We start from the raw sequence: 13,229 nt of genomic DNA, 5'->3' as shown, positions 1-13,229 counted from the left end.
AAAAATATAGTTTTTAATCAAAACGGAGGTGGTCATTTTGCTCCGGAATTAGGTGGTCATTTTGAACTGGAATCAGGTGCTCACTTTAAAACGGAATGGGGTGATCAATATAACCGGAATTTGCAGCCTCACTATTGAGGCAGTTTTTATTTTTCTATTCTTTGTCAAGTTTCCTTGTGTTTCTTGGCAAGATGCTCGCCAGCAGGGGAAACATCTTGTTAAACCTTTTTCAGATAATTTTATAACTAAACTGACAATATAAAAGAAGATTAAACCTAATTTTTTCTTCCCTTATACAAACTTTCTCTAGACAAATTAAGTAAAAATTATTTGTTAGTTTCTACATACTTAAACACTTCTTCATACAATTGTTTTTCACATTTTAAAGAAACCAAGATTTTGTTGTCACGATTATTTATTATTTCTAAATTTCCATTTTTATAACCAATATTAGTATTTTGTATTGTACTTGTTCCCTTAAATAAATTTAATCCACAAGAGTACAATATTTGTATTTTTTGCGGTGTTAAGAATATATCTCCACATTTTTTAGATTTACACTCAATAAATAAATGAATTTCACTTTCATTTTTTACCAATTTACTGATATAAGGTTTTTTAAAAAAATAGCTTAAAAACATAATGATTAAAGTTATTAATAGTAAAATAATTAGACTTAGTAATGAAATAGATCTTATTTGCATAAAACCTTGAGTCTTTTAGATAAGCTTGATGGTGTAACCCAACCTCGCATTTTCAATTCCCGTATCTTAGCTGCCTGAGCAGCTCCGTAAGCAAAACTGGCACATTGTCTATTTCTAAGATTATAACCTTTACCGTCAACATTTTTTGCATCAAATTCATCAATATATTTGTTTACACTATCTAATTGTTCTGCAGTTAAATTATAACTTTTAGAAACTGTGTCCGGGTCATTCAAATAGCGTGTGTCATCTTTATCAAGGGCACCTGGCATATCTGAAACTAATATACGACCTATATCATTCTTAGCAAAACCGGGATCAGGCCATTGTCCAATATACTTTGTTGTTCCACTAGCATCCGTTACTCCAATAAATGCATGACCAATAAGATCTCCTTGGGGAGAATGTGAATATATGGTCAAAATTCCAGCCGATAACCCAAATGGATCTACCATTTTATTAGTATCATGAACATACGCATAAAAATTCGGGTTATTACCCAAAAGTCCTATGGGATCCTGACTTAAATAAACCCCGGCGTGACAATTATAATACCTAAACCTATTGTAATACAAACCTGTCTCACCATCTTCATATTGTCCCAATTGTCTAAAAGGCATAAAACCCCTATCTCCTTTCAGGTTAAGTAAATCCCCGTAAATATCGTAATCGGTTTCCCAAACTAGAGCCCCTGTTTCACTATAAACCTGTACTGGTCTACCAATATAATCATTGATAATAGAAAACTTTTCTCCCCCAATTATTTTTGCACTTGGCACAAAAGAACCGTCTTCATAAACCCAGGTCGTTAAGTTTTCAATTGGTTCTGGTTTGTCATAAACTAAATCATCGTCTTGAATAACAAGTTGAGGCCTGTCTTTTAGATCGTATTTCCATTCGTGAATAAGAACATTTCCTTCCCAAACATAACGATATATTTTTTGGTTTGCAATTTTTGCGGTACGTCTGCCTAAAGCATCATACTCAAAATACACTTTTTTTCCATCCGGGTTGGTTATACTTTCAAGTCTTCCATTCGCAAGCCAATTATAAATAGTATCTCCCTCCTGCCATTGCTGGTGTTCTTGCTGTAATCTTGTTTCTTCGGTTTTATTATTCGCTAGTTTGTCGATCCAATTGACTGCTTCATCAAATTTTATTGGTTCGTTAATGTTTCTTGTACTTTTGTGTATCAAATTGCCCAGCTCATCGTATTTGTAATAATACTTTTCGTCCTGTAACAATTTACCCCCCTTACCGTACTTACGATCGCTGCGGTCGGAAGTTTTGTAGAGATTCCCTATTGCATCAGGAGTTTTGTAAAGCTGTCCTTTACCATTATAATCAGCTTTAGCCAAATTGCCAAGGTCATCATAATCAAAGTAGGTTATATTTGAGGTCATTTGGTTTATGGCACTACGTAACTGTTGATTGGTGTCCCAATTGTAATAACGTGAACCTGTACGTTTACCATTGACAAATACTTCCTGCTCTTTTTGTTTCCCAGTGCTGTTGTAGCTGGTTTTTATGTGTAATCCTCCTGTAGCAAATCGCTCTATTTCGCGCCCTAATTCGTCTCGTTTCAGCGTAGTTTCCCAAGCCTTATGCTGTTCTTTAAGCTCTTTACTTTGGGCTTCTATTCGCTCGAGTTGTCCTTTTGAGTCATACTGTGTATTAATCTCAGCTCCCAAAGAACTATTTACACCTATACGTTGTCCCAGTTTGTTGTAGGTCGCGGTAAGGGTAACTGCATTACTGCTTTTATCAAGCTGTTGTTGCTGGGTTTCTTTTACGATACGCCCCATTTCATCTCGTTCAAGGCATATTCTTACGTTTTGATTTACGGCCTCCATTAAAAGTCCGTTTTTATTGTAGCTATAGGTTTCCCAACTGCCGTCATAGTAGTCAACTCTGGCAATACGTCCCAGAGCATCTTGTTCGTACTCGGTAAATTTTCCGTTTCCATGGTCTATTCTAGTGACTTCACCTACAAGATTACGCTGGTACTTTTTAACCATACCATCAAAAGCAGTTTCTTTAATAATTTGCCCAGCCTTGTTTCTCGCAAAATAGTAAACTTCGTTATCTTCATTTCTTATTCCTAACAACTGCTCCATCTTGTCGTAGTCAAAACGGACTTTTACACCATTTTGCTCTCTTGTAGCAAGATTCCCCATTGGGGTATAACTAAACTTAATGTTGTTTTTATTGTCTTTTAGGGCTATTACTTCGTCATAATTGTTGTACGTAAATTGAATAACATTACTGTCTTTTTCGACAATTTGTCTGACTCTGTCTAGTGCATCGTAACTAAAGTAACCCGCCATTTGCATTGGAGTGTAAATAGCCTGTACGCGCCCACGATGGTCGTACTCCCATGATTTTAGCTTTTTATCATTTTCTCTCCATTCAATGAGGTTGTATTGTTGATCATACACCAGTTCAAGCTCGTTGTTGTTTTTGGCAACAGTGGCCAGTAGTCCGTTTTCATAATAAGCAAAATGAGTACTGGTTTTGTCCGGAGCGATTATGGTTTTAAGCTGATGTGGCTTTTGATCTTTGTACAGATAGATTGTTTTGTGTCCTTCGGGATCTATTGCTATCGACGGACGGTTCTCTTCATCAAACAACATCATTTCTTCGGTACCATCGGGATAGGTGGTGCTAATTTTGTTCCCCCTGTCATCGTAACTGAATCCTAAGATACGGCCTTCTGGATTGATCTCACGATACAATTCCATAAAATCGGTATAATCATAAAATGTGCTGTTCCCCATCGGGTCTTTTATCTGAGTCACAAGCTGGTTGGGCTCATAATAATAAGTGGTTACAGCTCCGTTGGCATCGGTTACGATGTTATAGCCTTCTTCAGTGTGGTGTTCGATCCAGCCTTCCTGCCAGCCGCCTTCACCCCAGGTGTGAATGCATTTATTTTGAGTATCGTATTCCCAATAGAAGGTTTGTCCGTTACGGTCGGTTTTCTCGACCATAAGGTGGTCCTCATATTTGATACGCGTTGGCACTCCTAATGCATCAATAATGGCAACCATATTATGATGCTCGTCATATTCATAAGCAACCAAAAGCTCATCTTGTTCAGGAGCAACAAGTTCTAGTTTTTGAATGAATCCGTCTTTGGTGCTAACTTTTATTACTCTGCCTGCTGAATCGATGATTCTGTTCAGGCTGTATCCTTTAAATTCAAAAACGGTGGTCAATCCATCAGGATTACTTATTTGAGTGAGCTGGTATTTTTTTCCGTCAAAAAGGGCGAAATCATAAAAGAGTTTGCTTTTATGATCGTAAGCCTGATAACCTTCGGGAGTTCTTTTCAGGGTAGTTTTTTCCTGACGAAGGTAAAATTCTTCCTCAGGTAACAGCGCCGGAAATGCGACCACCCTACCATCGTCCATTCGAAGTCCTAAAGCATCTTCTTCAGGGTATAATTCTACGGCTCTGTCGTATACACTATGTACGCCATGTCCAAGCCAGCCTACATACTGAGAATCTGAATACCAGTTACGTTCCCAGTTAAGGGGTATAGGACTTGTGATATCAAAATCACTCCCTTCATAAAAAACGGCTCCGTTGATTAGATTTATAGGCTCGAAACCCGCTTTACACAACAATTTGCTGAGTTTGTTGGGCCCTATAGCGCCTTTAAGAAATTTATTGAATGCTTTTTTCCCTACTTTCATTAAAGTACTAAAACCTATACTGGCGAGCAGTCCCGTAAGCATCCCACCCCAATCGGGTGGATAAGGGCCTCCAACCATAACCGGTTTCCCGGTAGGAATAGGCAAGGAAAATGAAGTTGGGGCAAAAAGGGTTGGGGCAAACGGTAACATTTTCTTGCCTATTTTAGTCTTACCAAGGGATAATGATAACGGAATACCGATATCATTACAAGTCATTAACATATGACCTTTGGGACTCATTCGGGTGCTGTCTGAAAATACGGTTTGAGAAGCAAAAAAATTCATGCTTTCGTGGCCAATAATAGGCGTCATCAGCCAGGGTGGTGTAAAAAGCGGAATGTGTACCAATGGAATAATGATACCACTGGTGTCAGAGTTCCCTCGTTTAAAACCATTTACATGCACACTGGTGCCTAAAAATGGAACATAATCAAAAGGGTCAATGACAATACCTATGTAAGGGTGAAAAGGGTTAAAAGGAGGCAAAGTGGTGAAATGGATGTCTATTCCCACCACAATGGTTAAATGGTTATCGGTTAATAACATGGTTTAGTAGGTGTTGCTTAATTGATATTCTTCCCGGATTTGTTTGGCGATTTGTTTTGGGGTGTCTTTCCAGTTTTCTCCAAAAATACTTATCATTCTGTCGGCTATAGCTTCTTTTTCTGCGTACTCTATTTTGGGGTCATTCTCTAAATAACTGTTTGCGATAAAGGTAAAATTGATGATTTTAAGGTCGCTGTCTGTTAACGCATAGCCGTACTCAAAAGCATCGTTTAAGATTGCAGTATATTGTCCGTCTTTCTTTTTTGCAGCGAGTAACAATGCATAATTATAACCGTTAATGACCTGCATCTCCTGCCCTATTTCTTTGGCAATAGCCACTTGTTTTAAAAAGTGATGTATCGCCAAATCCGTATTTCCGGTAATACTGTAATGTGAGCCTTTGTAAACTAACACCTGCATCAAGATTCCTGCAATATCTTCTTTCTCTTTATAAAACGGAGTCGTTATTTTTATTCCCTTATCCAGCAATTCATGAATCAGTTCTTTTTCATCTTTAAACTGAAATAAAAAACTGGCATAAATAAGATAGGATGAAGCCCAAAAACTGGTTTCTCCGGTACTCTTGCTTATATCAATAAGCTCATTACCTAATCTTTTTACTTTTTCTTGTTTTTTATCCTTTGCGGCTTCTCCAATTTCAAACAGGCATTTTCGATAACGCACCTGCGGATCATTTGGATTACCCTGTGTGGCTATTTCTTTATAGGCTTTGTTAATTTCCTGCTTTGGAATTTCGATGAGGATTCCTTTGTCTTTTAACTGTCCCATCATCTGGCTGTACAACTGCCTTTCCTGATAGTCAATACATAAGAATCCGATATTCTCAGGTAATAAAGCAATCAGTTCTTTTATACTCTCTAATAAAACCTCAGGATCACTAACTTTTTTTATTAAAAAACTAACGATTAAAAGATTTCCCGTTTTTGCCTCAAAATTTTTAAAACTAATGAGCATTCGGATATAAAAATCTTTTAGATCCTGAATGCTTAGTTGCTCTATCTCCGGCAATGTATCTTTAAAAGAATTAAATTCTTCCCAATTCCAATTTGGATTTTTCTTGAGGTCTTCTTCAAAACCTAACAGCCATTGTTCAATAATGGTGGTGTAAAAATCTTTTTTATCGTAAAAATCAATAGCAAAAGCGACAAACGAATCAACCGATTGTCCGTATGCTGAAGATTCTAAACGAATAAATCCATCTACTAAAGGATAATCCTCTGTAAAACAAACCATATTGAATATTTGTACCTTGGGATTATCTTTTCTGGTTTTGATCCAAATTTTCTGAATGTTTTCGACCCTTATAGCAATAGGATTGTGTGCGTTATTCATTTTCGGCTTTAATTTAAATTTACAACTCCTCCTTTAACATTAGTCATCGTTTTTCCGTCTATGTCGACAATTTTTCCTTCTGCCAAAATGGTATTTTTACCTTTAATATTAATACTTGGTGCTTCGTTACCGATTTGCGTATCACTTTTCACACTAACTTCATCCGTACCTACAGCCACTATTTTTTTACTGTCTACATTTACTTCATTTACGCCATTTATATTGACCTTTTCATCGGCAATAATGTTTATTTCTTTAGACAGTACGTCTATTTTATTTGGTGCATAAATAGTCATTGTACCATCTCCGTTAAGTTTTATCATGTTACCACTTGGATCGGTAGCTGTAAAGGTGTTTTTTTCTTCGTCAAGAACAAGTGAGGTTCCTCCGCGGGTTGCAAAGCTTCTTTTGTTGTTGTCGGTTCCACCGCCTCCACCGCTTTTTCCGTGAAAAACACTCCCCAGAATAAAAGGTCTGTTTGGGTCGCCATAACGGAAATGTACCATTACGTGGTCGCCTACATCCGGTATAAATACCATTCCTCTATTGGTGCCTACTTTGTCGCTGCTTCCCGCATCCGGGGTCATAACACGAAGCCAGGCCGTTTTCATCGAAGTACCTTGCTGCCAAAGCATTTGTACTCTAATTCTTCCCTTGTTTTTTGGATCGGTATTACTTTCTACCAAAGCTTGCTGTGTTTGTGCAATTGGATAGGCAACATCCGGTTCAGGCAGACTAAGTACTTTTGAAGGAATCGCTTTGAAATTGTTCTCATACTCTCCCAAATGGTTGGCATAATGGCTAATTTCTGTAATGAAATAAGAGCCAATTTCTTGTGTAATCGCATTGGTGTTTTCTAAAACACTCGATTTTATGTTAACGATGCTTCCAATTTTTAATTTTAGGTTTTTGGTAGTCGCGGTAACATAGTTGGTGTTTGCGGCAGCACTTTCCTGCTTTTTTTTCAGGAAGGATTCCAATACCAAATCATCACCTGTACTCACGATTCCGTGCGTAAAAGCTGGTGTGGCAAAAACTTCTTTTGAAGCTGTAAATGCCTCGTTGCCCAATTTAGGCAAACCTCCTACTGTGTCTTTAGATTTTGCTGTATATCGTTTATCGGCACTTTCGTTGTACGTAAAGGCACTAAACTTATTCGGAACTGCCTGTACCGCTATTTGCAGTCTTGAAATATCACTATTGTACGTCAATGATATGGGAGCATCGAAGCTTTTTGGCTTTCCGAAGTTTAATTTTTCTCCGTCATAATACAGCCATTCATTGTATTGTTTAGCCAATCGCTGGATGAACTGAAAATCGGTTTCCAGATATTGATTCTGATAATCCATTTTACTGCTGTACTCCGGATTGATATCATTTTGAATCTGCTCTCCTGCTCCATTTTTTATAACTTCTTTTATAATATCTTTTAAGTTTAATTCTTCCCAGGAATATAATTTTTCACCCGATTCCAACAAGATCGTTTTAGAGTAACCTGAAACAATAATTTGATTTCCGGAATGTCCCATTTCCTGATCAAAAGCGATATTGGTCACCACACCCAAAAAATTATTTTTCTCTTCAAGTATGATGTGTACCACTTTACCCAGCCATGCCTGTGCATTCTCCAAAGTGTAAGCCAAAGGGCTTTCAATTGCAGCATGCGGAACAAGAATTTCAAATCTATGGTGATCGTTTATCACCTGTACCAGCTCAATACTGGTAAAATGACTTATTTTTTTAGAATCTATTCCAAAAATTATTGATGGTGGTGTCATAGTTTATTTTTTTGTATTAGTAGCTATTTATTGGGGAATATTATTGTTGTTTTCATTTAAATATCTCGAAAACAAATCGTTGCTTTCAAGCATTTCAGGTGTTAAATTTAAATCTTTAGTCCCTTGATGAGTTATCAGGTTTTTACCCATTTTATAATAATGAACGGTTGTTTTTCCTTCATAATTCAGACTATTGGTACTTATAATTATGTTGCTTTTTTCATTAAAATAAAAAGAATTAATAGCCGTGGTAATTACATCAGATTTTTGCTTAAACTGAAAGTTAATTTCCTTTTTATTCCTTAAATCAATTGCCATTAGGTTTATCCTGTTGTTAACCTCATTTAATGGTAATAAAAGAACATGGTCACTTGTGATAAAACAAGCTGTAGATTTATCGTTCACGATCAGTCCGTTGACTGGAAATGCCTTATCGAACCGGTTTGGATAATTTATTTTTATAATATTTACGCTCCCCTGACTAATATGAAGACTATCCTTGTAATATTTAATGGTGTATAAAACGCCTTCTTTGTCTTTAACTTTTAGGCTGTCGATAGTACTTATTTCCGCTTCCTTTTTTTCGTCCTGTTTTACTACAAGCTTTTCATTACTTTTTAAGTTACATCCCAGAAGAATAAAAACAATTGCAATTATTTTTATTTTAAAAAAGTTAGTTAATCTCATTTGAAATAGCATTAAATTTTTCATTCTGATTGATAAGCACTCTTTTTTCTTCCTCTAATTTAGTTTTCACCGGATCTGTGAATAAAAGGGAATTGGTTGTCAAAACCGTATTTATTTCCTTTAGTCTTTCTTTATTAACTTCTAACTGATAGTCCAAACTATTTTTGAAACGCTTTTTTACACTGCCTATTTGTTTTTCCAGATGCTCTCCATAATGATTATTACCGGCGCTGTCCATATCGGCATTGTAGGCATATTTCCCACCATGTCTTTCTTTAGCTGTCGGATAATATGTTCCGGTATTAAAAGCCTTGTCAATATCATCTGCCGTTATAGTGTCTTTTGCTATTATCTCCGAAAAATGGCTCCAGTTTTTATTGATCTTATTGAAATAATCCGTCAGTGCAGCCTGGTAACCTCCCAAGGTAGAATAATCCTTAACAGTACCGTGACTGGTGCTTCTTTTGGAAGGCTGTCCCATTACTCCGAATAAATTATAATCGCCGTTTTTTAATGCCGATGCTCCATATCCACTTTCCAAACTTGCCTGTGCCAGCACTAATAAAGCTCCTTTGGAAGATGCTCCTTTTGCTTTAGCAAAATCATATATATCAACAGCAATTGTTGTCAAAAACAGATGATGAACAGGTTTTTCTTTTTTAGGTGCCGAACTTACTTGTTTAGCTTTAACATCTTCAGCAACGCGATAAGCTTGTGCACTTCGTCTTTGCATCATCGCCCCTAACTGATCTGTATTTTCCCATTGACCACTTTTTTGGTTGTATTGAGCGCCTTTAACTCCCAAAGAGTTAGCGTTTTTCTGTTTTGCTGAGGATGAAGATCTTCCCATAGTCCGTTTTGTATCTAATTATTTAACTTCACAATTAAAATGATTTACACTTTTAGAATCTATTTCATGAGATTATTGCTGGTGGTGACATAATGGCTATTTATTATTGTGATTCCTTAAAATCTAAATCCTTTTTTACTCGAAAAAACCAATCGCTTCGGAGAGTCAAAAGACCTAGTATCCCAATCGGTTAGTTGTTTGTATATTGTTTTAGTAAATGTCTTTGATTGACTTAAATTATTAGGCGTCGGGCCATTGGTATAACCATGATCCACAGGATTATAATTATAGACCAATTTTTCATCGATTACTAATTCATAAGCCGGAAAATGGTTATGTTCACCATTAATCGTAATTAACAATGACTTCCCATTTCTATACATTGTCACTTTTATTGTAAAATCAATATTTGGCGTTGCAAAACCCGGTGTAAATGGATATCCCGCAGAAGCAGATGCTTCAATAATACTTGTATTATTAGGAATCTTTGTACCAACCCGGCTTATATGAGTACCACTTACAACATTTTGTATACTCGTTTCTAACGGCACTTCTTCAGACGTTTCTACGAGGACTTTTTCGCAAACCCCTCTATATTCAAAACTAGTTGCTATACTGCCCGTTGCTGCACGGCCATAATAAACGGGGACTTTTTGAATATATACCTCAACCCTGTGTGAAGCATCAGAATGCTGTCCCGATTTATATGCGGTTCCACATTTATGTCTAAAAAGAGCACTTTTGTCAAATAAAGTATATTTTCCCGTTTTAGCCCCATCAAGATTCATCACAAGACTTAAGCGATTGTGATGATCGTTGTGTTTATTATGAAAATCAATTTTATCGGTAGAAAAATAATAATCTGATACAAAGTTCCCGGGTTCCGGTAACCAAGCGTATCCCTGACTATCAATTTCCTGCAATTTTTGTTTGAACTGATAATAGTTGGTCATTTTACTCGGATTAAATCGAGAATCCTTCTCAAAATAGCTCAACAATGTTTTACCTAGATTTTTTGGAATATAGGCATTGAATTTTATTGTAATCGGTATCATAGATGGGTATTATTTATAATAGTGATCTCTTAAAATATTAGACCAGGAATCTATAAAAATACCTTGTTCTTCCATTTTTTTTATTTCGTTCTGCGTATAGAAATAATTTTTATAATCATTCACTTTACACACCACGACTATGTTTTTTTGCTTGTTTACTGCTGTTGTATAAGCAATTGGCAAGTTTTTGTTTTTTAATTTTTCATACTGAAAATCTTCAGTACCTGCACTTTCATTATAAGTATACTGGGGTATTTCTTCTTTTAAATTATTTTCATAATAAATTTTCAGTCCCTCCAAAGAAACCTGTGAGTGCGTTCCAATAAGTGGTATGTATTTATCTTCATACGCAAATTGAGTTTTTGCCTTACCATTACGGTCTACTTTTATAACTCTGGAACCTCCCATGCCTAAAGACTCACCGATCCATTCCTTAGGTTGTCCGTCCTTTTGGTTGTATTCTATTTTAACAATACCTTCATACCCTTTTGGCAACACAATAACCTGATTAAATGGTCTTGTCAAATACCAAAATGAAAAAGCGATAAATAAAATGGGGAATAGATACAGAAAACAATCCCAAACAATAAACTGATTTTTTGAGGCACTAAAAGAAATCTTTTTAACCTTAAAAACAAACCGAAAAAGAAAGTAGATTATCAATAAAACAACTCCTATTATTGCGAGTTTCCAAAAGCCATAAAGCCAAAAAGAACAGAAACACAGTATTCCCAAAACAATATAATAGATAGCGATATTCCTTAATCTTTTCATTCAGCTTTGAAATTGTATTGTATGTTTTAAATTCTATAAAAACAAGAAGCGGTGTTTTACCGCTTCTTGTCAAATGGGTAAAATTAGATTTTAGCCCAGTTGTTATCTAATGTAGCATTTCCTAATGTGATTTTTTCTGCTGAGAAAGTGATCTCAGTAGTCATAGGAGTTTCAGCTAAAGCATCTAATTGCTCACTGAAGAATACGATAAATGCATTTTCAAAAGCAAGTTCTTTCATTACTTGCTCAGAATCAGCTTTAAAGTATTTAATTTTTCCGCTTACCGGTTTGTGTTGGCTGTTTACTGCCTGCTCAATAACTGTAGTATTATCTGTAGATTTTACTCTAAGATTTAATCTACCTCCTTTAATTTCAGATGAAACTGCTCCTTTACCGTCAGTATGTCTTAACATATCAACTTTTGAAAATAATACTTGGTACTCGTTTCCTTCGAATTCTAAAACTGCTTTAAATGCCATAATAAAAATAATTAAGTTGTTAAAAAATGTTTTTTTTTAGAATCCTCTTTATTTTGTCTGACTAGTATAAACAAAAAAAAGAGGTATTCTACATGATTTTAGAATACCTCTTTTTTGTACTAACGTACTTTTTTTTAATTGCTTCTTGTAGGAAGATGAGGGTGATTCGCAATCAATAACTTGTACGAATATACAAATACAATTTTAAAAAACAAGTCAATTCGTAATCTTTTTCATAAAAATATTCAAAAAAAAGTCAAGCCTGATCATTCAAAATTGTAAGAATTCAGCATTCACGGGGGCTGACAGAAAATTCATCTGTTTTAAAAAATAAATATTCCGTTGTAAAAACAATTCAATTGTCAAAAAGACACTTTTTTTCGAACACTCCTTTTGTTTTTTTACCTGCCCTTTATGAACAAAAAAAGAGGTATTCTACATGATTTTAGAATACCTCTTTCTATTATTTTTTATTGATCCGCTTTTTTGGAATCAAAATGAGCTGCTGTTATAAAATACACACCATTTAATCTCTGATATTTTTCATAAAAAACAACAGAATAAATCCTAACAACACAGCTGCTATGTGAAGGAATATTGAATTTACCTGCGGCTGTAAAGAATTTACCTGATTTCTTATGTCCAAAGTTGCGGTGGTATGAATTTCATTTATCTTGTTTACCTGTTTCTGTAGCGAATCAATTGTTTTATTTAAATACAAAATGTTCTGATGCTGATTGGAAAACAATCGCTTTACTTCTTTATCGGATAAGGCTGCTTTTTTCCTGATCACTCCTGTTCTCGGTTCTTTAAGTGTCAGCTCGCTTACATCTTCTACTTTAGTATTATTGATTTCAAAGCTATTGTTCAGTTTGTTAATCAGAAAAAAGATAAACAGTATATAGGACAGCAAAAATGTTGGCAAAATATACTGAATAATAATATCCATAGGTTTTAGTCTTGTCGCACTATGAATATTGTTGATGGTGCTATAATTGGTAAAAAAAATAGGCTCTTGTTTTTTCTCTCTGTTCAATCTTTCGTTTTTATATTTTACTTCTAAATCAATCAATTCAAAACGGTCCAGGCTATAAAGTCCCAGTGTTTCGTTTAGTTTTTTATGGTGTACCATCCAATTGAGGACTTCTTCCATTTGATACTCGGTAATAGCCGGATCTTTTAATCTCCACAAAATTTCATTCTTTGTAAGTTCAAAGGGTTTTCCTTTGCTTTCAAAATAGAACAACTCTAAAATTATTTCATGCAAAGGTTTTGTTATTTCTACTGTATTGATAATTTCCATAG

10 protein-coding genes are annotated in these 13,229 nt (G+C 35.4%); all 10 read right to left on the bottom strand.

Features of this window, described 5'->3' with window-relative positions; translation table 11 throughout:
* Positions 1–326 precede the first annotated feature (326 nt).
* The 10 genes from ACN1CN_RS21410 to ACN1CN_RS21365 all read right to left on the bottom strand — a co-directional run bounded on the left by ACN1CN_RS21410 (position 327) and on the right by ACN1CN_RS21365 (position 13,227).
* Positions 327–704 (bottom strand): hypothetical protein, encoded by a 378-nt coding sequence (locus ACN1CN_RS21410; RefSeq protein ID WP_419137521.1) that lies wholly within the window; start codon positions 702–704, stop codon positions 327–329.
* Positions 695–4,948, bottom strand: coding sequence for a DUF6531 domain-containing protein (locus tag ACN1CN_RS21405; RefSeq protein ID WP_419137519.1), 4,254 nt, complete (start codon positions 4,946–4,948; stop codon positions 695–697). Before ACN1CN_RS21405 ends, ACN1CN_RS21410 begins: the two co-directional genes overlap by 10 nt.
* A 3-nt stretch (positions 4,949–4,951) precedes the next feature.
* Positions 4,952–6,301 (bottom strand): hypothetical protein, encoded by a 1,350-nt coding sequence (locus ACN1CN_RS21400; protein WP_419137518.1) that lies wholly within the window; start codon positions 6,299–6,301, stop codon positions 4,952–4,954.
* Positions 6,302–6,309: 8 nt separating this feature from the next.
* Positions 6,310–8,079: a type VI secretion system Vgr family protein gene (locus ACN1CN_RS21395; RefSeq protein ID WP_419137516.1), complete on the bottom strand. Its 1,770-nt coding sequence runs from the start codon at positions 8,077–8,079 to the stop codon at positions 6,310–6,312.
* Positions 8,080–8,106: 27 nt separating this feature from the next.
* The gene (locus ACN1CN_RS21390; protein WP_419137514.1) at positions 8,107–8,766 is read right to left on the bottom strand and encodes a hypothetical protein; all 660 of its coding nucleotides are present in this window, start codon (positions 8,764–8,766) and stop codon (positions 8,107–8,109) included.
* Positions 8,753–9,616 (bottom strand): glucosaminidase domain-containing protein, encoded by an 864-nt coding sequence (locus ACN1CN_RS21385; protein WP_264524453.1) that lies wholly within the window; start codon positions 9,614–9,616, stop codon positions 8,753–8,755. The genes ACN1CN_RS21390 and ACN1CN_RS21385 overlap by 14 nt, the downstream gene beginning before the upstream one ends.
* A gap of 116 nt (positions 9,617–9,732) precedes the next feature.
* Positions 9,733–10,671 carry a hypothetical protein gene (locus ACN1CN_RS21380; protein ID WP_264524454.1) on the bottom strand — a complete coding sequence of 313 codons (939 nt, stop codon included), beginning with the start codon at positions 10,669–10,671 and terminating at the stop codon, positions 9,733–9,735.
* Between the two features lie 9 nt (positions 10,672–10,680).
* Positions 10,681–11,196: a hypothetical protein gene (locus ACN1CN_RS21375; protein ID WP_419137513.1), complete on the bottom strand. Its 516-nt coding sequence runs from the start codon at positions 11,194–11,196 to the stop codon at positions 10,681–10,683.
* Between the two features lie 332 nt (positions 11,197–11,528).
* Positions 11,529–11,924: a type VI secretion system tube protein TssD gene (tssD, locus tag ACN1CN_RS21370; RefSeq protein WP_264524456.1), complete on the bottom strand. Its 396-nt coding sequence runs from the start codon at positions 11,922–11,924 to the stop codon at positions 11,529–11,531.
* A 526-nt stretch (positions 11,925–12,450) separates the two neighbouring features.
* Complete coding sequence (locus ACN1CN_RS21365; RefSeq protein WP_291287092.1) at positions 12,451–13,227, bottom strand: DUF5457 domain-containing protein; 777 nt, start codon at positions 13,225–13,227, stop codon at positions 12,451–12,453.
* Positions 13,228–13,229 lie beyond the last annotated feature (2 nt).

Origin of the sequence: Flavobacterium sp. T12S277 (assembly GCF_048514875.1) — a bacterium.
Taxonomy (GTDB): Bacteria; Bacteroidota; Bacteroidia; order Flavobacteriales; family Flavobacteriaceae; genus Flavobacterium.
Note: the sequence above shows the minus strand (reverse complement) of the source record. Positions and strands in the feature narration are given on the sequence as shown.

Coding starts and splice junctions, on each gene's coding strand:
- ACN1CN_RS21410 (WP_419137521.1), bottom strand. CDS start 704: ATGCAAATAAGATCTATTTCATTACTAAGTCTAATTATTTTACTATTA.
- ACN1CN_RS21405 (WP_419137519.1), bottom strand. CDS start 4,948: ATGTTATTAACCGATAACCATTTAACCATTGTGGTGGGAATAGACATC.
- ACN1CN_RS21400 (WP_419137518.1), bottom strand. CDS start 6,301: ATGAATAACGCACACAATCCTATTGCTATAAGGGTCGAAAACATTCAG.
- ACN1CN_RS21395 (WP_419137516.1), bottom strand. CDS start 8,079: ATGACACCACCATCAATAATTTTTGGAATAGATTCTAAAAAAATAAGT.
- ACN1CN_RS21390 (WP_419137514.1), bottom strand. CDS start 8,766: ATGAGATTAACTAACTTTTTTAAAATAAAAATAATTGCAATTGTTTTT.
- ACN1CN_RS21385 (WP_264524453.1), bottom strand. CDS start 9,616: ATGGGAAGATCTTCATCCTCAGCAAAACAGAAAAACGCTAACTCTTTG.
- ACN1CN_RS21380 (WP_264524454.1), bottom strand. CDS start 10,671: ATGATACCGATTACAATAAAATTCAATGCCTATATTCCAAAAAATCTA.
- tssD (WP_264524456.1), bottom strand. CDS start 11,924: ATGGCATTTAAAGCAGTTTTAGAATTCGAAGGAAACGAGTACCAAGTA.
- ACN1CN_RS21365 (WP_291287092.1), bottom strand. CDS start 13,227: ATGGAAATTATCAATACAGTAGAAATAACAAAACCTTTGCATGAAATA.